This window comes from Pseudooceanicola pacificus (assembly GCF_009789075.1).
GTDB classification, from domain to species: Bacteria; Pseudomonadota; Alphaproteobacteria; order Rhodobacterales; family Rhodobacteraceae; genus Pseudooceanicola; species Pseudooceanicola pacificus.
Genome location: NZ_WNXQ01000001.1, coordinates 614303 through 639325, shown reverse-complemented (window position 1 = coordinate 639325; position 25023 = coordinate 614303). Strand labels below are relative to the sequence as shown.

General features: G+C 65.5%; 25 protein-coding genes. 10 read left to right on the top strand and 15 right to left on the bottom strand.

What is annotated here, in order from left to right; translation table 11 throughout:
- Position 1 precedes the first annotated feature (1 nt).
- Positions 2–598: a CoA pyrophosphatase gene (locus GLS40_RS02855; protein WP_408003717.1), complete on the bottom strand. Its 597-nt coding sequence runs from the start codon at positions 596–598 to the stop codon at positions 2–4.
- Positions 591–1583 carry an Hsp33 family molecular chaperone HslO gene (gene hslO, locus GLS40_RS02850; protein WP_160381078.1) on the bottom strand — a complete coding sequence of 331 codons (993 nt, stop codon included), beginning with the start codon at positions 1581–1583 and terminating at the stop codon, positions 591–593. Before hslO ends, GLS40_RS02855 begins: the two co-directional genes overlap by 8 nt.
- An 80-nt stretch (positions 1584–1663) precedes the next feature.
- On the opposite strand from hslO, the gene GLS40_RS02845 reads away from it, so the two are divergent.
- Positions 1664–2098, top strand: coding sequence for an NUDIX hydrolase (locus GLS40_RS02845; protein ID WP_160381077.1), 435 nt, complete (start codon positions 1664–1666; stop codon positions 2096–2098).
- 35 nt (positions 2099–2133) lie between these two features.
- On the opposite strand, the gene GLS40_RS02840 is transcribed toward GLS40_RS02845, so the two are convergent.
- Positions 2134–3396, bottom strand: a complete 1263-nt coding sequence (locus GLS40_RS02840) for a PP2C family protein-serine/threonine phosphatase (RefSeq protein WP_202075795.1) — start codon at positions 3394–3396, stop codon at positions 2134–2136.
- Positions 3397–3557: 161 nt separating this feature from the next.
- Between GLS40_RS02840 and GLS40_RS02835 the strand changes: the two genes are divergently transcribed.
- A complete protein-coding gene (locus GLS40_RS02835; protein ID WP_160381076.1) occupies positions 3558–3896 on the top strand; it encodes an Hpt domain-containing protein in 339 nt (112 codons plus the stop codon).
- A gap of 3 nt (positions 3897–3899) precedes the next feature.
- On the opposite strand, the gene ilvA is transcribed toward GLS40_RS02835, so the two are convergent.
- On the bottom strand, positions 3900–5126 hold the full coding sequence (gene ilvA, locus GLS40_RS02830; protein ID WP_160381075.1) for a threonine ammonia-lyase IlvA: 1227 nt from the start codon (positions 5124–5126) through the stop codon (positions 3900–3902).
- A gap of 331 nt (positions 5127–5457) precedes the next feature.
- Between ilvA and GLS40_RS02825 the strand changes: the two genes are divergently transcribed.
- Positions 5458–6681 carry an argininosuccinate synthase gene (locus GLS40_RS02825; protein WP_160381074.1) on the top strand — a complete coding sequence of 408 codons (1224 nt, stop codon included), beginning with the start codon at positions 5458–5460 and terminating at the stop codon, positions 6679–6681.
- Positions 6682–6692: 11 nt separating this feature from the next.
- Positions 6693–7289 (top strand): SAM-dependent methyltransferase, encoded by a 597-nt coding sequence (locus GLS40_RS02820; protein WP_160381073.1) that lies wholly within the window; start codon positions 6693–6695, stop codon positions 7287–7289.
- A gap of 169 nt (positions 7290–7458) precedes the next feature.
- Here GLS40_RS02820 and GLS40_RS02815 read toward each other — a convergent pair whose 3' ends face one another.
- Positions 7459–7872, bottom strand: coding sequence for a DUF7282 domain-containing protein (locus GLS40_RS02815; RefSeq protein ID WP_160381072.1), 414 nt, complete (start codon positions 7870–7872; stop codon positions 7459–7461).
- A gap of 98 nt (positions 7873–7970) precedes the next feature.
- The gene (locus GLS40_RS02810) at positions 7971–8693 is read right to left on the bottom strand and encodes a sulfotransferase-like domain-containing protein (protein WP_160381071.1); all 723 of its coding nucleotides are present in this window, start codon (positions 8691–8693) and stop codon (positions 7971–7973) included.
- 130 nt (positions 8694–8823) lie between these two features.
- On the opposite strand from GLS40_RS02810, the gene msrA reads away from it, so the two are divergent.
- Entirely contained in the window at positions 8824–9462 is a 639-nt protein-coding gene (msrA, locus tag GLS40_RS02805) for a peptide-methionine (S)-S-oxide reductase MsrA (RefSeq protein ID WP_202075789.1), read from the top strand.
- 2 nt (positions 9463–9464) lie between these two features.
- Here the strand turns inward: msrA and GLS40_RS02800 are convergent, their stop codons facing one another.
- Together GLS40_RS02800 and GLS40_RS02795 are read right to left on the bottom strand one after the other, a co-directional pair.
- The gene (locus tag GLS40_RS02800) at positions 9465–10337 is read right to left on the bottom strand and encodes a ribokinase (RefSeq protein WP_160381069.1); all 873 of its coding nucleotides are present in this window, start codon (positions 10335–10337) and stop codon (positions 9465–9467) included.
- Position 10338: 1 nt separating this feature from the next.
- Entirely contained in the window at positions 10339–12594 is a 2256-nt protein-coding gene (locus GLS40_RS02795; RefSeq protein WP_160381068.1) for an NADP-dependent malic enzyme, read from the bottom strand.
- Between the two features lie 163 nt (positions 12595–12757).
- Between GLS40_RS02795 and mutS the strand changes: the two genes are divergently transcribed.
- A complete protein-coding gene (mutS, locus tag GLS40_RS02790) occupies positions 12758–15376 on the top strand; it encodes a DNA mismatch repair protein MutS (protein WP_160381159.1) in 2619 nt (872 codons plus the stop codon).
- Between the two features lie 29 nt (positions 15377–15405).
- Here the strand turns inward: mutS and map are convergent, their stop codons facing one another.
- The 3 genes from map to hrcA all read right to left on the bottom strand — a co-directional run bounded on the left by map (position 15406) and on the right by hrcA (position 17896).
- Complete coding sequence (gene map / locus GLS40_RS02785; RefSeq protein WP_160381067.1) at positions 15406–16152, bottom strand: type I methionyl aminopeptidase; 747 nt, start codon at positions 16150–16152, stop codon at positions 15406–15408.
- Between the two features lie 109 nt (positions 16153–16261).
- On the bottom strand, positions 16262–16822 hold the full coding sequence (locus GLS40_RS02780; RefSeq protein ID WP_160381066.1) for a nucleotide exchange factor GrpE: 561 nt from the start codon (positions 16820–16822) through the stop codon (positions 16262–16264).
- Positions 16823–16831: 9 nt separating this feature from the next.
- Positions 16832–17896, bottom strand: coding sequence for a heat-inducible transcriptional repressor HrcA (gene hrcA / locus GLS40_RS02775; RefSeq protein ID WP_160381065.1), 1065 nt, complete (start codon positions 17894–17896; stop codon positions 16832–16834).
- Between the two features lie 112 nt (positions 17897–18008).
- Here hrcA and rph point away from each other — a divergent pair, with 112 nt between their 5' ends.
- From rph to GLS40_RS02755, 4 genes are read left to right on the top strand one after another with little or no spacing between them, the layout of a single operon-like run.
- Positions 18009–18725, top strand: a complete 717-nt coding sequence (gene rph, locus GLS40_RS02770; RefSeq protein ID WP_160381064.1) for a ribonuclease PH — start codon at positions 18009–18011, stop codon at positions 18723–18725.
- The gene (gene rdgB / locus GLS40_RS02765) at positions 18718–19326 is read left to right on the top strand and encodes an RdgB/HAM1 family non-canonical purine NTP pyrophosphatase (protein WP_160381063.1); all 609 of its coding nucleotides are present in this window, start codon (positions 18718–18720) and stop codon (positions 19324–19326) included. The genes rph and rdgB overlap by 8 nt, the downstream gene beginning before the upstream one ends.
- Positions 19319–20476: a radical SAM family heme chaperone HemW gene (gene hemW, locus GLS40_RS02760; RefSeq protein WP_160381062.1), complete on the top strand. Its 1158-nt coding sequence runs from the start codon at positions 19319–19321 to the stop codon at positions 20474–20476. The genes rdgB and hemW overlap by 8 nt, the downstream gene beginning before the upstream one ends.
- A 3-nt stretch (positions 20477–20479) precedes the next feature.
- Positions 20480–20839, top strand: a complete 360-nt coding sequence (locus GLS40_RS02755) for a YbaN family protein (RefSeq protein WP_160381061.1) — start codon at positions 20480–20482, stop codon at positions 20837–20839.
- Here GLS40_RS02755 and GLS40_RS02750 read toward each other — a convergent pair.
- Genes GLS40_RS02750 through mnmG form a run of 4 tightly spaced genes read right to left on the bottom strand, consistent with a single transcriptional unit; the run spans position 20823 to position 25021 of the window.
- Positions 20823–21734, bottom strand: coding sequence for a ParB/RepB/Spo0J family partition protein (locus GLS40_RS02750; protein WP_160381060.1), 912 nt, complete (start codon positions 21732–21734; stop codon positions 20823–20825). The genes GLS40_RS02755 and GLS40_RS02750 overlap by 17 nt on opposite strands.
- An 11-nt stretch (positions 21735–21745) precedes the next feature.
- Entirely contained in the window at positions 21746–22555 is an 810-nt protein-coding gene (locus GLS40_RS02745; protein ID WP_160381059.1) for a ParA family protein, read from the bottom strand.
- Positions 22548–23150: a 16S rRNA (guanine(527)-N(7))-methyltransferase RsmG gene (gene rsmG, locus GLS40_RS02740; RefSeq protein ID WP_328598866.1), complete on the bottom strand. Its 603-nt coding sequence runs from the start codon at positions 23148–23150 to the stop codon at positions 22548–22550. Before rsmG ends, GLS40_RS02745 begins: the two co-directional genes overlap by 8 nt.
- Complete coding sequence (gene mnmG / locus GLS40_RS02735) at positions 23147–25021, bottom strand: tRNA uridine-5-carboxymethylaminomethyl(34) synthesis enzyme MnmG (protein ID WP_202075786.1); 1875 nt, start codon at positions 25019–25021, stop codon at positions 23147–23149. The genes rsmG and mnmG overlap by 4 nt, the downstream gene beginning before the upstream one ends.
- Between the last annotated feature and the right edge of the window lie 2 nt (positions 25022–25023).

Genomic DNA, 25023 nt, shown 5'->3' with positions numbered 1-25023 from the left:
GTCACGGGGCCAACCGGTCCGCCAGCACCCGGCACATGCGCGCCGTGGCGCCCCAGACGTAATAGGGCCCCCAGGGCACGGTATAGTAGTACCGCGTGCGTCCCTGCCAGCGGCGGCCCTGGATCGAATAGCGGCCCACGTCGCAAAGATGCGCCAGCGGCACCTCGAAGACCTCGGCCACCTCGCCCGCCTCGGGGCGCAGTTCGAACGGGGCCAGCACGCGGCCAACCACGGGGGTCACACGAAAGGCGGTCACCGTGTCATGCGTCGGCAGGTAGCCGATCACCTCGACATTGTCGCGCGGCAGGCCGATCTCTTCCTCGGCTTCGCGCAGGGCGGCGGCGGTGGCATCGGCATCGCTCGGGTCGACCTTGCCGCCGGGAAAGGCGATCTGCCCCGGGTGATGTTTCAGCGCCGAGGAGCGTTTCGTCAGGATCACGTTCAGCGCGCCGTTGCGCTCGATCAGCGGGACAAGCACCCCGGCGGGGCGCACCTTGGCCGTGGACGGCACGAACACGCCCGGGTTCAGCTCGAAATCCGAGGTCGGATCGCCGGGCGCGTTCAGCCCCGCGGCCACCGGGGCGAAGAGGTCACTCACCTTTGGGCGCATCCCCGTTCGCCTCGAATCCCACGGTTGCCGGGTCCAGCTCGTAATGCGCGCCGCAGAACTGGCAGTCGGCGGTGACCTTGCCGTCGTCCGTCGTCATCGTGCCGATATCGCGGGCGGAATAGATCGACAGGCTTTGGCGCACGCGGTCCTCGGAACAGGTGCAGCCGAACCGCACGGGCTGGGAATCGAAAACGCGCGGCTGTTCCTCGTGGAACAGCCGCACCAGCAGGTCGGTCGGCGCGACATTGGGGCCGATCAGCTCCAGCGCCTCGACCGTGTCGAGGTGATAGTTCACGCGGTTCCAGTTCTCTTCCTCGTCGCCTTCGACAAGGTCCTGCGCGGCAATCAGCCCGCCCTCGCCCGAACCGCCGCCCGACAGGGGCGAGGCCTTGGGCATGGTCTGGATCATCATCCCGCCCGCGCGCCAGTGTTCCGTCCCGCCGGCCTCGGTCGAGCGGCCGTAGCTGAGGGAAAACCGCGTCGGCAGCTGTTCGGACTGGGCGAAATAGGCCTCGGCGCAGGCGGCGAGCGATCCACCGGCCAGCGGCGTGATCCCCTGATAGGGCGACATGCCCTGGCCCTGGTCGATCATGATGGCGAAATAGCCCTTGCCCACCTGGTCGAATGCCGGCCCGTCGCCAAGGCGGTCGGCGTCAAAGCTGGCATAGGCCCGGATGCGCGCCGGTTCGCCCTCTTCCGAGGGGCCGTAATAGTCGGTCGCGATCATCCGGACGGGGCCGTCGGACTGCACCTGCAGCTGCAATTTCCAACGCAGCTTGATCGACTGCCCGATCAGAGCGGTCAGCAGGGCCATTTCGGCCACCAGCGCCTCGACAACCCGGGGGTAATCGTGTTGCTTCAGGATGCCGTCGAGCACGCCATCCAGGCGGGCCACGCGGCCGCGAATATCAGAAGTGTCCAGCTGGAACGGCAGCACCGTGTCGTCCCAGGCCAGTTTGGAACCTATGGTCATGGGGTATCCTTCCGCGCCTTGCCCTGCCATAGCCTCTGGGCGGAGCCGGGGCAAGAAGGCCCCCTGAAAGGACGATCACGATGCGCCGATTCGGAGAGCCGGCCAGGCCCGATATCACCTACACCCTGCGTCCCGGGGTCTATGCCATCCTGCCGCGCGACGGCAGCCTGCTGCTGACCCATCAGGCCGAGCCGGAGCCCGAGTTCCAGCTGCCCGGCGGCGGTGTCGACCCCGGCGAATCCCCGATCCGCGCCCTGCATCGCGAGGTGTTCGAGGAAACCGGCTGGCATATCGCCGCGCCCCGGCGTGTGGGGGCCTTTCGCCGGTTCGTCTACATGCCGGAATACGACCTCTGGGCCGAGAAGATCTGCATGATCTACATGGCCCGTCCGGTCCGCCCCCACGGCCCGCCGAGCGAGCCGGGGCATATGGCGGTGTGGATGCCGGCGGAAACCGCTGTCGACCTGCTGGCGAACGAGGGCGAGCGGCACCTGCTGGGGCAGATTATCGGCTGATCCCGGGGCCGGGCGGATTCGACCCTGTTCCGGCCCTATCCCGAGAATTCGAACAGGATCGCCGATATGTCGTCGGGGAAATCCGGCTGCGGGTTCCTTTGGTCAAGGCTCCAAATCAGGGTTTCCAGCAGGGGCGGGCCGGGGATGTCCGCCAACCCCGCCAGCATGGCGATCAGCCCTTCCTCGCCAATGATACCGCCGACCTGGTTGGGGCATTCGACCATGCCGTCCGACACCAGCAGCAGGCGGTCGCCCGGGCGCAGCTGAAACGCAACCTCGTCATATTCGGCATCGCGGATCAGCCCGACGGGCATGCCGCCCTGGCCGACCTGCCGCACCTGACCGTCCGCCGCCTGCAGCAGCGGGTGCGGGTGGCCGCATTGCGCCATCCGCACCGCGCCTGTGCGCAGGTCGCACAGCGCGATGACGAGGGTGAAGTAATGTTCGGTCTCGACCTCGGCCAGGACCAGACGGTTGAGATGGGCCGCCACCTCGGCCGGGGGGCGGGGCGCGAATCCCCCGTCGGGGCGGCGCAGCAGGGCCAGGTTCTGTTCCGGCGCGGCGGGCGAGAGATACCCGGCAAGCCGCGCCGTCATCAGGGCCGAGCTGATGCCGTGGCCCGATACGTCGATCGCGTAGAGGCCCACAACCCCCTCCCCCGCCGGGAAATGGCCCACGAGGTCGCCGCCGACATGCCCCGCCGGGCTGAGCGTCAGCGACAGCTTGGCGCTGCCAAAGTCGCGGAACCTTTCGCGCACGAGGGATTGTTGCAGCTTCTTCGCCTCGACCAGGTCGCTGTCGATGGAATCGTAGAGCGTCTGCAATTCGTTCAACGTGTCGCTGATCAGCCGGTTCTTGTGCCGCAGCTCGCGCTGCATGGCGAGAATGCGTTCGCCCGCGTTCAGCCGGGCCCGCAGCTCGCCCGAATTCACCGGTTTCGTCAGAAAATCGTCGGCGCCGCTGTCCAGCCCTTCGGCCACGTTGGTCTTTTCGGCCTTGGAGGTCAGCAGGACGAAATAGCCGTAATCCTCGCGTTCCATCGCGCGAAAGGCGCGGCAGAATTCCAGCCCGTTCATCCCGGGCATCATCCAGTCGCTCAACACCAGGTCGGGCGGGGTGAGGGTGGCCAGGGCAATCGCCTCTTCCGCCGATCCGGCCTCTTCCACCCGGTAGCCCCAGCGCGTGAGCGAGCTGCGCAGAACCGCCCGCTGCAGCCGGTTGTCGTCGACCACCAGCACGCGATATCCCGCGTCCGCCTGGGCGTGATCCGCCCGGACCGGTTCCTTGGCCCTGTACAATGGATCCGCCTTTCGCCGCCCGGCCCGTGACCGCCTGTCACCTGAATAGGGCCGAGTCGTTGATCCACGGTGAAAATCCGGGTGGCGCCCCCCGAAATCTAGTCAGCTTTTTGTTAAACCCTCGCGCTTACCCTTCCGGCGGAACCGGACAGGAGGCCAAGGTGATCGACTGGACCCGCGCCGCAGAGCTGCGCGATGAAATCGGGGCGGACGTGTTCCCCGAGGTGCTGACCATGTTCCTGGGCGACACCGAGGAGGCCATCGGCCGGATGATGCAACAGGGCGCCAGCGAACATGCCCTGCACGATATCAAGGGCAGCGCGATGACCGTGGGTTTCGCCGAACTGGCCGGCCTCTGCCAGCAGGGCGAGTCCGACGCCGCCCGGGGCCAGGCCCATGCGGTGGATGTTACCGCGCTCGACCGGTCGTTTTGCGCCGCACGCGCATATTTCCTGCAAGAGATGGCGGCCCGCCTGCAGGTCGCCATGCCGGGCAGCTAGCGCTCAGATCAGGAATTCCGCCAGGATCGTGTCGTTTGTCGTGTCGCGATAGGCGAAACCGGCCTCTTCCATCCGGGCAAAGAGCCGGTCGAAATTCGCGGCATCCTTCGTCTCGATCCCGATCAGGACCGAACCGAAGTTGCGGGCGGATTTCTTGAGGTATTCGAACCGGGTGATATCGTCGTCCGGCCCCAGCATCTCCAGGAAATCGCGCAGGGCGCCAGGGCGCTGCGGCAGGCGCAGGATGAAGTATTTCTTGACTCCGGAATAGCGCTGCGCCCGCTCCTTGACCTCGGGCAGGCGTTCGAAATCGAAATTCCCGCCCGATGTGATGCAGACCACCCGCTTGCCGCTGAGATCGCCAAGGTCCTTCAGCGCGTCGACCGAAAGCGCGCCCGCCGGTTCCAGCACGATCCCCTCGACGTTGAGCATTTCCAGGATCGTGGTGCAGATTCGATCCTCGGGCGCGGTCTTCACCTGATCGGGGGTCAGGCCACGCAGCGCCGCCCAGGGCCGTTCGCCGATCCGCGCCACGGCGGCCCCGTCGACAAAGCTGTCGACCTTGTTCAGCGTCACCGGCTCGCCGGCCTGCACGGCGGCGGTCAGGCTGGCGCCGCCTTCGGGCTCGACATAGGAAAACGCGCAGGTCTCGCAGAACCATTTCGTCAGCCCCGCCGCCAGCCCGCCGCCGCCCACGGGCAGCACGATCAGGTCCGGCACGCCGGGCAGCTGCGCCTCGATCTCGGCGCCGACGCTGGCCTGGCCCTCGATCACGTCGTCATCGTCGAAGGGGGCCAGGAAATGGCCGCCGATCTCGCCGCAGAAGCGTTTCGCCTCGGCCAGGGTGTCGTCGAAATAGTCACCAACCAGGCGGATCTCGATGAAATCGCCGCCAAAGATGCGGGTCTTGTCGATCTTTTGCTGCGGCGTCGTGACCGGCATGAAGACCACGCCGGGGGTTTCGAAATGACGGCACATGAAGGCCATGCCCTGCGCGTGGTTGCCGGCGCTGGCGCAGACGAAGCTGCGCGCGCCCTCGACCTTGCGCATGGCGTTGAAGGCGCCGCGCAGCTTGTAGGACCGCACGGGGCTGAGGTCTTCGCGCTTCAGCCAGATATCGGCGCCGTATTTCGCGGACAGGTGATCGTTGCGCAGCAGCGGCGTCTCGGCAAAGACGGCGCGCATGGCCTCGGTGGCGGTCAGGACGGCGGTGCGGAACGTGTCGGTCATTGGATCGGTGTGCATCCCTTGGGGCGCGGGCGCAAGTCCGATGGTGGGGACACGGGGTCTGAGGGGCGCGCCCGACCCTGTGAGGGCATGCGCCCGGCGTGCGGTCGGCGCTGCGCGTGAAAGCAGCAATGCCGGATGTCTGCGCCAAGCGCCTCCCGGGGGGAGGGCCGGGCGCCGCCCGGGGTGCCACCGGGCAAGACATCTAGGCCGATGTGCGACCTGCCACGCGGGCCGTTGCGATCCCGGGGACCCCGCTCTGCCCCCGCCGCCACCTTGCCCCGCCCAAGGAAACCCGTTATCGCCACTGCCAAACTCCAGACGAGGGAAAACCATGTCCGCGCCCAAGAAAGTTGTGCTGGCCTATTCCGGCGGCCTCGACACCTCGATCATCCTGAAATGGCTCCAGACCGAATATGGCTGCGAGGTCGTGACCTTTACCGCCGACCTCGGCCAGGGCGAGGAACTGGACCCGGCCCGCAAGAAGGCCGAGCTTCTGGGTATCAAGCCCGAGAACATCTATATCGAGGACGTCCGCGAGGAATTCTGCCGCGACTTCGTCTTCCCGATGTTCCGCGCCAATGCGCTGTACGAAGGGCTCTACCTGCTGGGCACCTCGATCGCGCGGCCGCTGATCTCGAAGCGGCTGGTGGAAATCGCGGCCGAAACCGGTGCCGATGCCGTCGCCCACGGGGCCACCGGCAAGGGCAACGACCAGGTGCGGTTCGAACTCAGCGCCTATGCGCTGAACCCGCTGATCAAGGTCATCGCCCCGTGGCGGGAATGGTCCCTGACCTCGCGCACCAAGCTGCTGGAATTCGCCGAGGCCAACCAGATCCCGATCGCCAAGGACAAACGCGGCGAGGCGCCCTTTTCGGTCGATGCCAACCTGCTGCACACCTCTTCCGAGGGCAAGGTGCTGGAGAACCCGGGCGACATGGCGCCAGACTATGTCTACCAGCGCACCGACGATCCGCTCACCGCGCCGGATGAGCCGGAATATATCGAGGTCGGCTTTGAAAAGGGCGACGCCGTGTCGATCAACGGCGAGGCGATGTCGCCCGCCACGATCCTCACCAAGCTCAACGACTACGGCAAGCGCCACGGCATCGGGCGGCTGGACTTCGTCGAAAACCGCTTTGTCGGCATGAAATCCCGCGGCGTCTACGAGACCCCGGGCGGCACCATCCTGCTGGAGTCGCACCGCGGGATCGAACAGATCACGCTGGACAGCGGCGCCGGGCACCTGAAAGATTCGATCATGCCGCGCTATGCCGAGCTGATCTACAACGGCTTCTGGTTCTCGCCCGAGCGCGAGATGCTGCAGGCCCTGATCGACAAGAGCCAGGAGCACGTCACCGGCACCGTCAGGCTGATGCTCTACAAGGGTTCGGCGCGCACCGTGGCCCGCTGGTCGGATCACTCGCTCTATTCCGAGGCGCATGTGACCTTCGAGGAAGACGCCGGCGCCTACGACCAGAAGGACGCGGCCGGGTTCATCAACCTGAACGCGCTGCGGCTGAAACTGATCGCCATGCGGAACCGCCGCACGGGCTGAGGATACCGCAGATGGACTGGAACGCGCGCTATTCGACCGATGACTACCTCTTCGGCACCGCGCCGTCCCGGTTCCTGTCCGAACATGTCCACCTGCTGACCGCCGGGGACACCGCCCTTTGCATCGCCGATGGCGAGGGGCGGAATTCGGTGTTCATGGCGGAACAGGGTCTGAATGTGACGGCCTGGGATGCCTCGCCCGTCGCACTCGACAAGGCCCGCAAGCTGGCAGAGAGCCGCGGCGTGACGGTCGACTTCCGCCAGGAAACGGCCGAAAGGTTCGGCTGGACGGCCCGGCAGTATGACATTGTCTGCGGTATCTTCTTCCAGTTCGCCGGGCCTGCCCTGCGCCGGCAAGTGTTCGACGGCATGATCGCCGCCACCCGCCCCGGCGGGTTGATCCTGATCCACGGCTACACGCCGAAACAGATCGAATTCGGCACCGGCGGCCCGGGCGTCGTGGAAAACCTCTATACGGCGGAGATCCTGACAGACGCCTTTTCAGCGCATGAGATCGTCGAGTTGAGGGACTATGAGGCGGAGATTTCCGAAGGGTCCGGACATGAAGGCATGTCGGCCCTGACTGACCTGGTCGTGCGCCGGGTTTAGCCTGGCAGTCTGGTGCGGCACGAGCCGTCGCCGGCTCGCGCCGACTTACCAACTAACACGGTCACTCGTTAACGTCACGTCAACGCAAAACGGGGCCGGACGTTCCGACCCCGTTTCAGAAACACTCTGTTTCGCGGTGAAGGTGCAAAAGACCATCACCGGTCCTCCATCACTTGGCGGTGATGGTGGTCATCACCAGCTTGCCGTCCGGCTTGATCGGGCCGTCCTCGGTTGCGCCGAGGGTGTATTCAAAGCTGCCGGTCTTCATGCCGCCTGCTTCGGAGTGGACCATCAGCATCAGCATGTCGCCGGGCTTGACATCTTCCATCAGGATCGCGGCGACGTCTTCGTTGTCACCCATGCGCAGCGGGGCATAGCCGACCACGGGGCCGGGCTTCATCTCGCTGTCGGTGCGGTGCACGACCATCCAGCCGTTTTCCGGCGCGACAACCTTCGTCGCGCTGACGACGCCGTTGGACACGTCCTGATCCATCGCTTCGACCATCGGGGCCATGCTGTGGCTGGCGGCCAGTGCGGCACCGGCAAGGGTCGTAAATACGGCGGAAAGTACAAAGGTCTTCATCAAAGTCTCCCTGGGTTTTGAGCAAGCCCGTTTGTGGGCGCTGACATAGAAACGGATGGGGAGCGCTATTAGTTTCACAGAAACTTTCGAAAGGTGGATCAGCCCGATCCAAGGCGCAGGGCGTGCAGCCGCCGGTAATGGGGCATCGCCGCTTCGGCCAGATCGCGGGCCGGTCCGGCAAGTTCGGGCAAGGGCCCCTCGGCCCCCGCGAATCCGGTGGAGCGATGGACCGAGGCATACCAGTGCGAGGCCCAGATTCCATCCGCCCGGTGCCCGCCCTGCGGCCAGGACAGCACCGCCGGATCCCAGTCCAGCCCGATCGCATCGCACAAACCCCGCAGCGCCTGTTCGGGATCGGCCCGGATGTCCTGCGCGTCGATCACCACCGGGCTTTGCCCCCGGGCGACCAGCATGTCGTACAGCTCCGCCTGCTGGCGAAAGCCGATGTCGTCCAGCGTGGGGTTGTCGTATTTGTCGGAAAAACTGGCGACCACGCGCGCCGGGTGGCGGATCAGGAAGACATTGACCAGGTCGCTGGCCCAGTCGCGGGGGATCCCCTCGATCATGTGCTGGGCCATGTGTTTCTGCCAGACATGCGCCCGATTGTCGGGAACCGGCCCGGTCAGGGCCTCGATCACACCGGCATAATCCTGCGGCTGGCTGGCCAGGATCGCCTCGCGCATCGGATGTTGCAGCCCGGTACGGGCGAGGTAGGCGGCATAGAAGGGTTCGTCCACCGCGGCGAAATCGGCGCGGTTGCCAAAAGCATACATCATGGCGGTCGACAGGTTCCGGGGGCCGGACCAGCAGGCAATCTTCACGTGAGGCTCCTGTTTTTGGCGATCCTCTACCGGCGATCACGCAAGCTCAAGACCGCGTGACAGGGATGCAAAGGGTTTTGTGCCCGGGCCGCATCCTGCCATGCTCCACGTGAAACCCGAGGAGCCTGTCATGTCATTCCGCTTCCTGTCCCTGCTGGCCCTGACGCTTGCCGCCATGACCGGCCTGTCCGCCGCCCGCGCGGACACCCTGACCGTCGCCGGGGGCTGCTTCTGGTGCGTCGAGGCCGATTTCGAATCCGTCGCCGGGGTGCGCAGCGTCGTCTCGGGCTATACCGGAGGCACGCTCAAGAACCCGACCTACAAGCAGGTGTCGGCCGGCGGCACCGGGCATTACGAGGCGGTGCAGATAAATTACGACCCGCGCCGCATCTCGCTGGACCAGTTGCTGGCGCTCTTCTTCCGCTCGGTCGACCCGACCGACGCGGGCGGGCAGTTCTGCGACCGTGGGGACAGCTATCGCACGGCAATTTTTGTCTCTACCGCGGCTGAACAGCAGGCGGCGCAAAAGGCCAGGGCCGAGGCCCAGGCCGCCCTGGGGCAGAAGATCGTGACCCCGATCCTCAAGGCCGGGACTTTCTACAAGGCCGAGGACTATCACCAGAACTATTACAAGGGGTCCAAGCTGATCCTGACCCGGTTCGGCCCCAAGCGTCAGGCCGAGGCCTACAAGCGCTATCGCGAGGCGTGCGGGCGGGACAAACGGATCCGCGCGCTCTGGGGCAACGGCGCGCCCTTCGTGCACGGCTGAGCCTAGGGCTGCCAGCCCGTCACCTCGTCCCGCGCGGGGATCGCGTCGGCGGTGCCTCTTCGGGTGACCTTCAGCGCGGCGGCCCGCAGCGCCAGGTGCAAGGCCTCGGGCATCCCGGCCCCCTGATCCAGCCCGGCCAGAAGATAGCCGGTGAAGGTGTCGCCCGCCCCGGTGGTGTCCACAGCCGAAACCCTTGGCGACGGGAAATCGCGCGATTGCCCTGAAACAGTGTCGATCCAGCGGCATCCGTCCGGGCCAAGCGTGATCACCACGTCGCGCACCGGCAGGTCGGCGGGGGCGGTGCCTGTCGCCTCTTCCAGTTGGCGCGCCTCGACAGCGTTCATCACCAGCAGATCGGTCACCGGCAGCATGCGCCCGACCGCCCCGGCCGAAAACGGCGCGGCGGCATAGGCCACGCGCAGGCCCTGCGCGCGGGCGATGTCGGCCGCCTCGCGTTGCAGGTTGGTTTCGTTCTGGCAGACGAAGATATCCCCGGCCGCAGCGGCGGCAAGCGCGGCAGCCACCTGCCCCCGATCCAGCAGCACATTGGCGCCGGGCAGGATCAGGATCTGGTTCTCTCCGTCTCCGTCCACCGCGATATTGGCATGCCCCGACGGGCCCTCGACCTGGGCGACATGCGCGACCGACACGCCATAGCTGGCCAGCCGGTCGCGCATCCAGCCGCCATCCGCCCCGACGGCGCCGATCAATTCGACCCGCGATCCCGCGCGGGCCGAGGCGACGGCCATGTTCGCGCCCTTGCCGCCCAGCCCCTCGGCATAACCCGTGGCGGCCAGGGTCTCACCCGCCGCGGGGATGTGCGGCACGGCATAGAACCTGTCGGCATTGACCGAACCCAGGTTCCAGACCGTCATCTCAGCCGACCTTACAGGCGGACATCAGCGCCATGTTCATGATGTCGTTCACGGTGGAGCCGGTCGAACAGATCTGGATCGGGCGGTCGACACCCGACAGGATCGGCCCGATCACCGTGGCGCCCGCCATCTCTTGCATCAGCTTGACCGAGATCGAGGCCGAATGCCGCGCCGGCACCACCAGGATATTGGCCGGCCCGGTCAGGCGCGAGAACGGGTAATGCGCCGCCGCCCTGGCATTCAGCGCCACGTCGACCGTCATTTCGCCCTCGAATTCGAAATCCACGCCGCGCGCTTCCAGCACCTGGGGGGCGACATGCATCTTTTCCGCCCGTTCCGAAACCGGATAGCCGAAGGTCGAGAAGCTGACAAAGGCCACCCGGGGCTCCAGCCCCAGATCGCGCGCGACCGAGGCCGCGCGTTCCGCGATATTCGCCAGGTCTTCCTCGTCCGGCCATTCATGCACCAGCGTGTCCGAGATCAGGACGATCCGCCCCTTGTGCAGCAGCGCGGTGACACCGGCGGCCCCGATCTCGATGCTGGCGTCAAAGACGTGGTTGATCAGCTCCAGCACATGGGCCGACTTGCGGGTCGCCCCGGTGACCAGCCCGTCGCCGTGGCCATGCGCCAGCATCAGCGCGGCAAAGACATGGCGGTTGCGCGCGGCCAGCCGGTGGATATCGGCCATGTCATAGCCCTTGCGCTGCAACCGGTCGTAAAGAAACGACTTGTAGGTTTCCAGGTGCTGCGTGTTGGCGGCATTCACCACCTTCAGTTCGCTCACCGCGTCGCCCAGCCCGGCCGCTTCCAGCTTGGCCTTCACATCCGGCTCGCGCCCGACGACCAGCGCCTCGCCGAACCCGTTGCGCTGGTACATGACGGCGGCGCGCAGCACGCGCGGGTCGTCGCCCTCGGCAAAGATCATCCGCGCCTGTGCCCGCCGCGCCCGGGCGTTCAGCCCGCGCAGGATGCTGGCCGTCGGATCCATCCGCGACATGAGCGACTGCTCATAGCTTTCCATGTCGATGATCGGCCGCCGCGCCGCGCCGGTGTCCATCCCGGCCCGCGCCACGGCGGGCGGGATGCGGTGGATCAGCCGCGGGTCGAAGGGCGTGGGGATGATGTAGTCGCGGCCAAAGGTCAGCGCCTTGCCATAGGCCATCGCGACCTCGTCGGGCACATCCTCGCGGGCAAGCGCGGCCAGCGCCTCGGCGCAGGCGATCTTCATCTCGTCGTTGATCGACCGGGCGTGAATGTCCAGCGCGCCCCGGAACAGGTAAGGAAAGCCCAGGACGTTGTTTACCTGGTTCGGGTAATCGCTGCGCCCGGTGGCGACGATGGCATCCGAGCGCACCTCATGCGCCTCTTCGGGCGTGATCTCGGGATCGGGATTCGCCATGGCAAAGATCACGGGATCGCGGGCCATGCTCGCGACCATCTTGCGCGTCACCGCCCCCTTGGCCGAAACGCCGAGGAAAACGTCGGCCCCGGCCATCGCATCCTCCAGAGTGCGCAGGTCGGTCTTGACCGCATGGGCCGATTTCCACTGGTTCATGCCATCGGTGCGGCCCTGGTAGATGACGCCCTTGGTGTCGCAGGTGATGCAGTTTTCGGGCCGCGCGCCCATGCGCTTGAGCAGCTCGATACAGGCGATGCCAGCGGCCCCGGCCCCGTTCAGGACGATCCGGCAATCCTCGATCTTCTTGCCGCTCAGATGCAGGGCGTTGATCAGCCCCGCCGCGCAGATCACCGCCGTGCCGTGCTGGTCGTCGTGGAAGACGGGGATATCCATCTCTTCCTTCAACCGCTGCTCGATGATGAAGCATTCCGGCGCCTTGATGTCCTCCAGGTTGATGCCCCCGAAGGTCGGGCCCATCAGCTTGACCGCGTTGATGAAGGCCTCGGTGTCCTCGGTGTCCAGCTCGATATCGATCGAGTTCACATCGGCGAACCGCTTGAACAGGACGGCCTTGCCCTCCATCACCGGCTTGGAGGCCAGCGCGCCCAGGTTCCCCAGGCCCAACACCGCGGTGCCGTTGGAGATCACCGCGACAAGGTTGCCCTTGGTCGTGTAGTCATAGGCGGTTTCCGGGTTCGCATGGATCGCCTCGCAGGGCACGGCCACACCGGGGGAATAGGCCAGCGACAGGTCCCGCTGCGTGGTCATCGGAACGGTGGCGCTGACTTCCAGCTTGCCCGGCATGGGCTCCAGATGGAATGCAAGCGCCTCTTCCGGCGTGATCCTGTTGCGAGTCATCGGGGCCTCCTCCTTCGTCAAGGCTTGGGCCTCTTACACGGGCCGTGCGTGGCACTCAACCGAATCGCGCTTTCGCCTTTCGCCGCGGGCTGCGGATTTGTAAGTTGCCGGGCAACGCAGTGGGGGCGATGCAGTGAACCAGGCCAGTTCCGCCGTGACGCCGATGATGGCGCAATATCTCGAGATCAAGGCGCAATACCCGGATGCGCTGCTGTTCTACCGGATGGGCGATTTCTACGAAATGTTCTTTGACGACGCCGTCGCGGCGGCCGAGGCGCTGGACATCGCCCTGACCAAACGCGGCAAGCACCTGGGCGAGGACATTCCCATGTGCGGCGTCCCGGTGCATGCCGCCGAGAACTACCTGCTGACCCTGATCCGCAAGGGATTCCGCGTCGCCGTGGGCGAACAGATGGAAAGCCCCGAAGAGGCCAGGAAACGCGGGTCGAAATCCGTGGTGATGCGCGACGTGGTGCGGCTGGTGACGCCCGGCACGCTGACCGAGGACTCCCTGCTTGACGCGCGTCGCCACAATTACCTGGCCGCCTATGCCCTGGTGCGGGACGAGGGCGCGCTGGCCTGGGTCGATATCTCGACCGGGGCCTTTCACGTGATGCCCCTGCCGCCCGTCCGCCTGGGGCCGGAACTGGCCCGGCTGGCCCCGTCCGAGGTGCTGATGTCGGATGCGATCGAGGGCGATTACCGCGAAACAGTCTCTGATATCGGGCCGGCGCTGACCCCGCTGGCGCGGGCGAGTTTCGACAGCACGGGCGGAGAGAAACGCCTGCTCTCGCTCTTTGGCGTGGGCACGCTGGAGGCCTTTGGCCAGTTCTCCCGGCCCGAGGTCGCCGCCATGGGCGCCATCGTCGACTACCTGGAAATCACCCAGAAGGGCAAACTGCCCCTGCTGCGCCCCCCGGTCCGCGAGGCCGAGGACCGCACGATGCAGATCGACGCCGCCACCCGCCGGAATCTTGAACTGACGCATGCGCTGTCGGGCGGGCGGGCCGGGTCGCTGCTGGCAACGGTGGATCGCACCGTCACCCCCGGCGGTGCGCGGCTGCTGGAGCGTCGGTTGTCCTCGCCCTCGCGCGTCATTTCGGTGATCGAGGAACGGCTCGACGCGGTGGATTTTGCGCAGGATCAGGGTCGCATATCTGCCGATCTGCGCGAGGCGCTGCGCAAGGTGCCCGATCTTGACCGCGCCCTGTCGCGCCTGTCGCTGGACCGCGGCGGCCCGCGCGATCTGACCGCGATCCGCAACGGGCTGACCCAGGCCGAAGAACTGCGCGCGATCCTTGGCGGGACCGCGGTGCCCCGGCTTCTCGCCGGGGCCTCTGCCGACCTCACCGGCCATGACGCGCTGCTGGAGCTGCTGGACGCCGCGCTTGTGGCCGAACCGCCCCTGCTGGCCCGCGACGGCGGGTTCATCGCCGCCGGCTATGACGCCGATCTGGATGCCGCGCGCGAGCTGCGGGACGAAGGACGCGGCGTGATCGCCCGGATGCAGGGCGAATATGCCGAACTTGCCGGCATCAACGCGCTGAAGATCAAGCACAACAACGTGCTGGGTTATTTCATCGAGGTCACCGCGACCCATGCCGACAAGATGCTGTCGGAGCCGCTGTCAGGCACCTTCCGCCACCGGCAGACCACGGCAAACCAGCTGCGGTTCACCACCATCGAACTTTCCGAGATGGAAACCCGGATTCACAACGCCGCCGGCGAGGCGCTGGAGATTGAAAAACGTCTCTATGACACCCTGAAAGGCGCTATTCTGGAATCCGCCGCCGGGATCGCCGCTACCGCCCGCGCGCTGTCGGAATTCGACCTCGCCACCGCGCTGGCCGATCTGTCGCGCGGCGAAAACTGGGTGCGCCCGGTGATGACCCAGGGCCGCGCGCTCAGGATCGAGGACGGACGCCATCCGGTGGTCGAAGCCGCCCTGCGGCGCCAGGGCGCGCCCTTCATCGCCAACGATTGCGACCTGAGCGACGATCCCGCCCGCATCTGGCTGCTGACCGGCCCGAACATGGCGGGCAAATCGACCTTTCTGCGGCAGAACGCGCTGATTGCCCTGCTGGCCCAGACCGGCAGCCATGTTCCGGCGGAGCGGGCCGAAATCGGCGTCGTCTCGCAGCTGTTCAGCCGTGTCGGCGCCTCGGACGATCTGGCGCGGGGGCGGTCGACCTTCATGGTGGAAATGGTCGAAACCGCCGCGATTCTGAACCAGGCCGATGCCAATGCTCTGGTGATCCTCGACGAGATCGGGCGCGGCACGGCCACCTATGACGGGTTGTCCATCGCCTGGGCCACGCTGGAACATCTGCACGAGGTCAACGGCTGCCGCGCCCTCTTCGCCACGCATTATCATGAGCTGACGGCGCTGGCGGGCAAGTTGGCGGGCGTCGACAATGCCACCGTGTCCGTCCGGGAATACGAGGGCGACGTGATCTTCTTGCACGAGGTCCGCAAGGGCGCTGCCGACCGCAGCTATGGTGTGCAGGTCGCCCGGCTGGCCGGTCTGCCCGAGGCGGTTGTCGCCCGGGCGCGCGCGATCCTCGACACGCTGGAAAAGGGCGACCGCGAGGGGGCCAAGCGGCAGGTGCTGATCGACGATCTGCCCCTCTTTGCCGCCGCCCCGCCGCCCGCGCCCAAAGCCAAACTGCCCGAGGGTCTGGGAGAGGTGGCCCGGCTGCTGGAAGACACCAACCCCGACGATCTGTCCCCGCGCGAAGCGCTGGAGGTGCTTTACCGCCTCAAGGACGCCGCCCGGAATTAGACCCTGTTTCGGCTGAACACGCGCCCAGCCTAGCCGGGCATCGTCACGACAATCGCGCCGCGGTCGGTCGCGACAACCGTATGTTCATATTGCACGCAGGGCGCGGCGGGTTCGCTGTAAAGTGTCCAGCCATCCTTGCCGCCAGTCGCCCAGATCCCGCCGCGCGACAAGAACGGCTCCACCGTCAGAACCAGCCCGCGATTGATCCGCCGCCGGTCGCGGTTGGGCCAGGTCGCGACCTCGGTCGGGTATTCGTGCAGCGAGCGCCCGATCCCGTGGCTGGCAAGGTTGCGGATCAGGGTATAGCCCTTCGCGGCGGCAAAGGCCCCGATGGCCTGCCCGATCCCCGACAGCGGGCGGCCGTCGCGCACCTGGGCGATCCCGATCTGCATCGCGCGCCGCCCGTCGCGGCACAGCCGATCCTGCGAGGGACGTACCGCCGGCACCCGGAACGTCGCGCCGGTGTCGGCAAAGACCCCGTTCTTGCTGGCGGACACGTCGATATTCACCAGATCGCCCGCCGCAATCACCCGGCCGCCGGGGATGCCGTGGGCAATCTCCTCGTTCACGCTGATGCAGGTCGCGCCCGGGAAATCATAGGTGCTCTTGGGGGCCGATACCGCGCCCTCCCGCTCCAGCAGCGCGCGCCCGATCTCGTCCAGCTCGCCCGTGGTCATGCCCGGCTCCATCTCGCGGGCCATCGTCTGCATGGTGTTGGCGACTATGCGTCCGATCTCTTTCAGCGTGTCGAGCTCGTCTTCGTGGTTGATTGTCATCCGCACCGTCCCTTTCGTTTCACGTGGAACCCTGCCGCAGCAGGCCCCGCCCCATCAAACGAAAAACCCGGCCAGTGGCCGGGTCCCGCGCGATGCCTGACGGCTCCGCTCACTTTGCCGGGTTCGAGCTCACCCCGACCTGCGCGGGGCGCAGCAGCCGGTCGTGCAGCATGAACCCTTCGGCGGCCACCTGGATGATGTCTCCGGCGCGGGTCTCGGGGACCGGCGCCTCGAACATCGCCTGGTGCAGCTTGGGGTCGAACCGGTCGCCGATTTCGGGGGAAATCGGTTCGATGCCGTGTTTGCGGAACACGTTCAGCAGTTCGCGCATCGTCAGCTCGACACCTTCCAGCAGGGCGGCGTGATCTTCGCCCAACCCGCCGGCGGCCTCCAGCGCGCGCTTCATGTTGTCGTAGACCGGCAGCATGTCGCGCGCCAGTTTCGACCCGCCATAATTCTCGGCCTCGCGCCGGTCCTTGTCGGCCCGCTTGCGCGCGTTTTCGGCATCCGCCAGCGCGCGCATGAACCGGTCGCGCAGCTCGTCCCGTTCGGCGCGCAGCGTGTCCAGTTCCACAGCTTCGTCATCCAGCTCGGCCATGTCCTCGGCATAGGCTTCCGCCTCGGCGGTTTCGATATCGTCGAGGAAATCGTCGTTCTTCGGCTCTGCCATCCTTCACCTCTAGCTCCGGTCGGAAATCATCCGCCCGACCAGTTGCGCCGTGTAATCCACGATCGGCACAATACGTCCATAGTTCAGGCGCGTAGGTCCGATGACACCCACCGCGCCGATGATCTTTCGATCCGCGTTCATATATGGAGAAACCACCAGAGAGGAACCCGAAAGTGAGAAAAGTTTGTTCTCTGAGCCGATGAAAATCCGCACACCCTCGCCGCCCTCGGCCAGTTCGAGGAACTCGGCGATATCGCGTTTCCGCTCCAGGTCGTCGAACAGCTCGCGGATCAGATCCAGGTCTTCCTCTCCGGCATCCCCCCCCAGCAGATTGGCCCTGCCGCGCACGATCAGCCGCTCGTAATTGTTGCCATCGCCGTCCCAGACGGCCAGGCCGCTGTCGATCAGCTCCTGCGCCAGGGTGTCGATCTCCTGCCGGCGGGCCTTGATCTCTTCGCGCATGACCGAACGCACGTCGCTGAGGGTCTTGCCCTCGATCAGCGCGTTCAGGAAATTGGCCGCCTCGCGCATCGAACTTGGCGTCTGGCCCGCGGGCGGATGGAAAATCCTGTTCTCGACATGACCGTCGGCAAAGACCAGCACCACCAGGGCGCGGTCATGGCCCAGGCCCACAAATTCGATATGCTTGATCGGCGCCTCGCGTTTGGGCGCCAGCACCAGCGAGGCCCCGCGAGTCGCGCCGGACAGGGCCGATCCGATCCGGTCCAGCAGCGCGGTCACATCGGCGCCGTTGTCGGAAATCGTGGCATCCAGCAGGTCGCGGTCGTTGCCCTGCAGGTCGCCGACCTCCAGCAAGCCGTCGACAAACATCCGCAGACCCTGCTGTGTCGGCACGCGGCCGGCCGAGATATGCGGCGAGTTCAGCAGCCCGAGGTATTCAAGGTCCTGCATCACGTTGCGGATGGTGGCGGCGCTGACCTTCTCGCTCATCAGGCGGGTGAGCGAGCGCGACCCGACCGGTTCTCCGCTGTCGAGGTAGCCTTCGACCACCCGGCGGAAAACCTCCCGCGAGCGATCGTTCAGTTCGTCTAGGATCGAGCTCTGTTGTGTCATGCCCATGTGTCCCGTCTGGCCGCCCATTAAAGAGGCCCCTGCCGAAAGGTCAATCGGGGTTGCGTTCACGATGCGGGAGTGCGTATCTCGACCGCAAACAGGAGGAGCACTCATGCGACCGTCAGGACGTGATTTAGGCGAAATGCGCCAGATTTCAATCGAGACCGGGGTCACGAAGCATGCCGAGGGATCCTGCATGATCCGGTGCGGCGATACCCATGTGCTGTGCACCGCCACCATCGAGGACCGCGTGCCGCCCTTTATCAAGGGGTCGGGCCTGGGCTGGGTTACCGCCGAATACGGCATGCTGCCCCGGTCGACCACCTCGCGCATGCGGCGCGAGGCTGCTGCCGGCAAACAGGGCGGTAGAACCGTTGAAATTCAACGCCTTATCGGGCGCAGCCTGCGCGCGGGCGTGGATCGCGTGGCCCTGGGCGAACGCCAGATCACGGTGGACTGCGATGTCATCCAGGCCGACGGCGGCACGCGCTGCGCCTCGATCACCGGCGGTTGGGTCGCACTGAAGCTGGCGGTGATGAAGCTGATGAAGACCGGCCAGGTGATTTCCGACCCGCTGACCGACCCGGTCGCCGCCGTATCCTGCGGGATTTACGCCGGTCAGCCGGTGCTGGACCTCGACTATCCCGAAGACAGCGAAGCGGGCGTCGATGGAAATTTCATCATGACCGGCTCCAAAAAGCTGATCGAAGTGCAGATGTCGGCCGAGGGCTCGACCTATTCGCGCGACCAGATGAACCAGTTGCTGGACCTCGCCGAAAAGGGCGTGGACGAATTGGTCGCCGCGCAGAAGGCCGCAATCGGTGCGTAAGTTCGACGGCAGGCAACTGGTCATCGCCACCCACAACGCCGGCAAGCTGCGCGAGATCGCGGCCCTGCTGGCGCCCTTTGGGGTCGAGGTCAGCTCTGCCGCCGATCACGGGCTGGACGAGCCCGAAGAGACCGAGGACACCTTTGCCGGCAATGCCCGGATCAAAGCGCATTACGCCGCCAGCGCCACCGGGCTGCCCGCACTGTCCGACGACAGCGGCATCACGGTCGACGCGCTGGACGGCGATCCCGGCGTCTATACCGCCGACTGGGCCGAAACGCCCAACGGCCGCGATTTCCCGATGGCGATGACCAAGGTCTGGACCCTGCTGGAAGAAAGGGACGCGCCCTTCCCCCGCACCGCCGCCTTCAACTGCACGCTCTGCCTCGCCTGGCCCGACGGGCATGACGAGATCTTCGTCGGCCGGGTCGATGGGCAGGTCACCTGGCCGATGAAGGGCCAGAACGGGTTCGGTTTCGACCCGATCTTCCTCCCGGATGGCGAGACCGAGACCTTTGGCGAGATGGACCCCGGCCGCAAGGACGAGATGTCTCATCGCGCCGAGGCCTTCCGCAAACTCGTAGCGGGCTGTTTTGGCTGAAGACTGGCAGGCCGGGGGCTTTGGCCTCTATCTGCATTGGCCCTTTTGCCAGGCCAAATGCCCGTATTGCGACTTCAACAGCCATGTTTCACGTGAAATAGATCAGGACCGCTGGCAACGCGCCTACCTGGCCGAGCTCGACCGACACGCCGCTCTGGTCCCGGGGCGGGTGCTGACATCGGTCTTCTTTGGCGGCGGCACGCCTTCGCTGATGCAGCCCGAACTGGTCAGCGCCATACTGGAGCGTATCCGCCTGCACTGGCCTTGGGCCAATGACATGGAGGTCACGCTGGAGGCCAACCCCGGATCGGTCGAGGCCGGTCGCTTTCGCGGATATCGCGAGGCCGGGGTCAATCGGATCTCGATGGGCGTCCAGGCGCTGAACGACGACGACCTGCGCCGCCTTGGCCGCATCCACACGGTGGCCGAAGCGCTGGCCGCCTTCGACATCGCCCGCGACACCTTTGAGCGGGTGAGCTTTGACCTGATTTATGCCCGGCAGGGCCAGTCGCTGGAGGACTGGCGCGCCGAACTGGGCCGCGCGCTGTCCCTCGCCGTCGATCACCTGTCGCTCTACCAGCTGACCATTGAGGACGGCACCGCCTTTGGCGACCGCTACAAGGCCGGCAAGCTGCGCGATCTGCCCGATGACGACCTGTCGGCCGATCTTTACGCGCTGACCCAGGAGATGGCCGGCGCGGCCGGGTTCGAAAGCTACGAGGTGTCCAACCTGGCCCGCCCCGGTGCCGAATCCCGGCACAACCGGGTCTATTGGCGCTATGGCGATTACGTCGGTATCGGCCCCGACGCGCATGGGCGGCTGACGCTCGACGGCCAGCGCTACGCGACCGAGGCCTGGCGCATGCCGACCCGGTGGCTGGAGGCCGCCGAGACCGGGTCTGCCGAAACGATCCGCACCCCGCTGGCTGGACCGGAGCAGGCATCGGAATACCTTCTGATGGGTCTGCGGCTGACCGAGGGGATCGACATGGCGCGCTACAGGGCGCTGGCGGGTGAGCCGATCCCGGTAACCACACTGAAACATCTGTCGGATATCGGCATGATCGCGGTCGACGGCGACGGGCTGCGGGTCACGACGGATGGGCGCATGGTGCTGAACGCGATCATCGCGGAACTGATGCCGGGCTGACGGATGCGCTGGCTCTGGCTCTCCTTCGGCATCCTCTCGGTCGCGCTTGGCGTGATCGGCATCGTGCTGCCGCTCTTGCCCACCGTGCCGTTCATGATCCTCGCGGCCTTCTGCTTTGCCCGCAGTTCCGAGCGGATGCACGACTGGCTCGTCACCCATCCGCGGTTCGGCCCCGCCATCGCCGATTGGCAGCAAAACGGCGCGATCTCGCGCAAGGGCAAACGCTATGCCACCCTGTCCATCGCTGCGGTCTTTTCGATGTCGGTCCTGTCAGGTCTAAGGCCGCAGCTGCTGATGATCCAGGGGATCACTCTGGGCTGCGTCCTGATCTTTATCTGGAGCCGACCTAGCGGGCCGCGCTGAGCATCCGGCAGATTTCGTCCAGCTCCTCCAGGTTGGCATAGCGGATCACCACCTGCCCCGATTCCCCGCCGCCGGCGTGGTCGATGCTGATCTTCAGCCCGGTTGCGGCAGACAGATCGCCCTCCAGCGCGCGGGTATCCGCATCCTTTTCCAGAGCGGCCGGTGCCTTGGGCGCCCGGGTTGCCCCGCCCGCGGCCTCACTGGCCCCCTTGGCCAGGCGCTCGGTCTCGCGCACCGACAATCCGCCCTGAATCACCTTGCGCGCCACGGCCCCCGGATCCTCCGAGGTGATCAGCGCCCGGGCATGGCCCATCGACAGCTTGCCCTCGCGCAGGAAGGTCTGCACCTCTTCGGGCAGGTGAAGCAGACGCAACAGGTTGGCGATGTGGCTGCGGCTCTTGCCAAGGGCTTCGGCCAGTTTCTCTTGTGTGTGACCAAAGCGATCCATCAGCTGCCGATAGCCGGCGGCCTCTTCCACCGGGTTCAGATCGGCGCGCTGGATGTTTTCGATGATCGCGACTTCCAGCACCTCGGTGTCGTCGAACTCTCGCACCAGCACGGGGATTTCGTGCAGCTGCGCCATCTGCGCGGCACGCCAACGCCGCTCGCCCGCGACGATTTCATACCGCTGTTCGCCCTGAACCTTTTCGCGCACGATCAGCGGCTGGATGATCCCCTTTTCGCGGATCGACGCGGCGAGTTCTTCCAGGTGTTCCGGCGTAAAGCTTCGGCGCGGCTGATCCGGGTTCGGCGCGACCTGTTCGATCGGCACATACATGTCCGGCCGGCGCGGGGTTGCCGCGGCACTGGACTGGACAGCGTCATCCTGGCCCACATCCGCCATCAGGGCGGACAGGCCCCGGCCCAGCCCGCGCGTCTTTTTCCTGTCGTTCATCTCCACCCCCATTATGCAGCCACCGCTTCGTTCTTGGACATCAGCTCACGCGCCAGGCTGCGATAGGCCTGCGCGCCCTTCGAGGCCGTGTCGAATTCCAGGACCGGCATCGCATAGGACGGCGCCTCGCTGACCCGGACGTTCCGGGGAATGACCGTTTCGAACACCATGTCGCCCAGGTTCTCGCGCGCATCGGCCTCCACCTGCTGGGACAGATTGTTGCGGGAATCGTACATCGTCAGCACGACGCCCTCGATCCGCAGCCCCGGATTTGCGCTCTGACGAACCTCACGGATGGTGATGATCAGCTGCGATAGACCTTCGAGCGCAAAGAATTCGCTCTGAAGGGGTACTAACACAGAATGTGCTGCAACCATCGCATTGACCGTCAATATGTTGAGGGACGGCGGGCAATCGATCAGAATGTAATCGTAGTGCAGCCCGTTCATCGCTGGCTGTCTCAGCGCATCGTGCAGCAGGTAGCTGCGTTTCTCGTTCGACATCAGTTCCAGATCGGCCGAGCTGAGGTCGACAGTTGCGGGAATGATGTTCAGCCGTTCAATGCCTGTGGTCAGGATGATCTCGGCCAGATCGACATCGCCCAGAAGCAGATCGTAGGTGGTGAATTCACGGTCGTCCGGTTCGACGCCCAGCCCGGTCGAGGCATTGCCCTGCGGATCGAGGTCAACCAGCAGAACCCGGCATCCCTGCTCGACAAGTGCAGCGCCAAGGTTGATCGTTGTGGTCGTTTTGCCCACCCCGCCCTTCTGGTTGGCTACGGCGATGATCCGGGGCCCGTGTGGACTGAGGCTGTCAGACACGTTCGATTCCTCCGATTTTCAGGACGACTGCTCTGGGATTCGTTTTACTTTCGATGGCCTCGCTTTGAAAGCGCCATTGCGCCCGGGCGGCCTCAACTTCCTCGCGCCAGGTTTCGCCCTTGTGGAACAGGCAGGTCCCCCCGGCTTGCAGATGACGCTCGGCAAATGCCAGCAACCGGTCCAGGGATGCCAGCGCCCGGGCAGACAAGATATCCGCACCCAGGGGGTCGGCCTCTTCGATCCGCTTGGTAATCACGTTGGCCGTTGTACCGGTTTCGCGGAGCACGGTCCTGAGAAAGGTCGCCTTGCGCTGGTCCGATTCCACCAAGCTGACTTTGGTCTCCATCGGTCGGGCAATCGCGATAACAAGTCCGGGGAAGCCCCCTCCACTGCCCAGGTCGGCCCAATGCGCGCCTGGCTGAACCATATCCATCAACTGAAGTGAATCTGCAAAGTGGCGCTCGGCAGCATCCTCCAACGTCGACTTGGCAACGAGGTTAATCCGAGGATTCCATTGGTTCAGCAGTGTTTGGTAGATCGCAAGTTTCTCGGATGTTTCACGTGGAACATCCATCGCCGCGAAAATGCCCTTCACGCCGTTTTCTCCCGCACACCTTTGCGAAGGCGCGCAAGAAGCAATGTCAGCGCCGCGGGGGTCATTCCGTCCACCCGTGCCGCCTGAGCAAGGTTTCCGGGCCGGGCCCTATCCAGTTTCAGCTTCAACTCGTTGGACAACCCATCCAGATCGGCATAAGAGAAATCCGCCGGAATCACGTGGTTCTCATCCCGGCGCATTGCTTCCACATCCCGCTGCTGGCGCTCAATGTAATTTGCGTACAGCGCGTCGCGTTCCAGTTGGGCCGACGTCTCTGCATCCAGATCGCCAATGGCCGGATCCAAAGATGCCAAGCCTTCGAGTGTCACTTCGGGAAATGCGAGCAGTTCATAGGGCGTGCGCCGCGCGCCGTCCTGACTGACCCGTATCCCGATGGTTGCGAGGTCCTTGGCGGTATAGGTCTTCTCGGTCAAGACAGTCCGCCCGACCTCAAGCCGGGTGCTCTTGTCGCGGAAAGCGCCAGCTCGTTCATCCCCAACGCAGCCGATGCTCAGACCCAGAGGCGTCAGGCGCTGGTCAGCATTGTCCGCACGGAGAGACAGACGGAACTCCGCCCGCGACGTGAACATCCGGTACGGCTCGGTCACCCCACGAGTTGTCAGGTCGTCCACCATGACGCCGATATAGCAATCGGTCCGGCTGAAGATCACCGGATCGGCCTTCCGCGCCGACATGGCGGCGTTCAAACCGGCGACCATGCCCTGAGCGGCCGCTTCTTCGTACCCTGTCGTACCGTTGATCTGCCCGGCCAGAAACAGCCCCGGCACATCGCGAAGCGCCAGCCGAGCGTCAAGGGCCCGTGGATCGACGTAGTCATATTCGATGGCATAGCCCGGCTGCAGGATCACTGCCTCCTCAAGCCCAAGGATGGAACGCACATAGTCATGTTGTACGTCTTCGGGCAGAGAGGTTGAGATTCCGTTAGGGTAAACGGTGAAATCATCCAAACCCTCGGGCTCAAGGAAGATTTGATGCGATGTCTTGTCGGCAAACCGGACGATCTTGTCTTCGATCGAGGGGCAATAGCGGGGCCCGACGCCTTCGATATGACCGCCGTACATGGCGGAACGTGAGAGATTCTGGCGAATGATCTCGTGTGTCTTTTCGTTGCTGTGCGTGATCCCGCAGGAAATCTGACGCACGGCTGGATCCTTGGACAGGAATGAGAACAGGGTGGGCTCGTCATCGCCCGGCTGCATTTCCAGCTTGGCCCAGTCGATCGTACGTCCGTCCAACCTGGGCGGAGTGCCGGTCTTCAAGCGCCCAAGCGGCAGACCAAAGCTGTCGATCCTCTCCGCAAGTTTAACGGAGGGCTTGTCGCCCATTCGCCCACCAGGCCGCGACACATCCCCGATATGGATAACTCCACGTAGAAATGTGCCGGTGGTCAGGACAACCGCATGGGATTTCAGAACCCTGCCATCGTCGAGCACCACACCGCGCACAGCCTCGCCGTCCATAAGGAAATCGACGGCCTCGCCCTCGACAATCTCCAGATTGTCCTGGTCTTGCACCATTCCCAGAATCGCGGCCTTGTACAGTTTCCGGTCGGCCTGCGCCCTGGGACCCTGAACAGCCGGCCCTTTCCGGCGGTTCAAAAGGCGGAACTGGATACCCGCCGCATCCGCAGCGCGACCCATGATCCCGTCGAGCGCGTCGATCTCGCGAACCAGGTGGCCTTTGCCCAGCCCTCCGATGGCTGGATTGCAGGACATGACGCCGATGCCATCCAGCTTCAGCGTGACCAGCGCGGTGCGGGCGCCCATACGGGCGGAGGCGTGAGCTGCCTCGGCCCCTGCGTGCCCGCCACCGATGATGACGACGTCGAATTCATGTTCCACGTGAAACATTC

Bases quoted from the DNA above. Each gene is read 5' to 3' on its own strand.
- hslO (WP_160381078.1), bottom strand. From the start codon at position 1,583: ATGACCATAGGTTCCAAACTGGCCTGGGACGACACGGTGCTGCCGTTC.
- GLS40_RS02845 (WP_160381077.1), top strand. From the start codon at position 1,664: ATGCGCCGATTCGGAGAGCCGGCCAGGCCCGATATCACCTACACCCTG.
- ilvA (WP_160381075.1), bottom strand. From the start codon at position 5,126: ATGACCGACACGTTCCGCACCGCCGTCCTGACCGCCACCGAGGCCATG.
- GLS40_RS02825 (WP_160381074.1), top strand. From the start codon at position 5,458: ATGTCCGCGCCCAAGAAAGTTGTGCTGGCCTATTCCGGCGGCCTCGAC.
- GLS40_RS02820 (WP_160381073.1), top strand. From the start codon at position 6,693: ATGGACTGGAACGCGCGCTATTCGACCGATGACTACCTCTTCGGCACC.
- GLS40_RS02815 (WP_160381072.1), bottom strand. From the start codon at position 7,872: ATGAAGACCTTTGTACTTTCCGCCGTATTTACGACCCTTGCCGGTGCC.
- msrA (WP_202075789.1), top strand. From the start codon at position 8,824: ATGTCATTCCGCTTCCTGTCCCTGCTGGCCCTGACGCTTGCCGCCATG.
- GLS40_RS02800 (WP_160381069.1), bottom strand. From the start codon at position 10,337: ATGACGGTCTGGAACCTGGGTTCGGTCAATGCCGACAGGTTCTATGCC.
- GLS40_RS02795 (WP_160381068.1), bottom strand. From the start codon at position 12,594: ATGACTCGCAACAGGATCACGCCGGAAGAGGCGCTTGCATTCCATCTG.
- mutS (WP_160381159.1), top strand. From the start codon at position 12,758: ATGATGGCGCAATATCTCGAGATCAAGGCGCAATACCCGGATGCGCTG.
- map (WP_160381067.1), bottom strand. From the start codon at position 16,152: ATGACAATCAACCACGAAGACGAGCTCGACACGCTGAAAGAGATCGGA.
- GLS40_RS02780 (WP_160381066.1), bottom strand. From the start codon at position 16,822: ATGGCAGAGCCGAAGAACGACGATTTCCTCGACGATATCGAAACCGCC.
- hrcA (WP_160381065.1), bottom strand. From the start codon at position 17,896: ATGACACAACAGAGCTCGATCCTAGACGAACTGAACGATCGCTCGCGG.
- rph (WP_160381064.1), top strand. From the start codon at position 18,009: ATGCGACCGTCAGGACGTGATTTAGGCGAAATGCGCCAGATTTCAATC.
- GLS40_RS02755 (WP_160381061.1), top strand. From the start codon at position 20,480: ATGCGCTGGCTCTGGCTCTCCTTCGGCATCCTCTCGGTCGCGCTTGGC.
- GLS40_RS02750 (WP_160381060.1), bottom strand. From the start codon at position 21,734: ATGAACGACAGGAAAAAGACGCGCGGGCTGGGCCGGGGCCTGTCCGCC.
- mnmG (WP_202075786.1), bottom strand. From the start codon at position 25,021: ATGTTTCACGTGGAACATGAATTCGACGTCGTCATCATCGGTGGCGGG.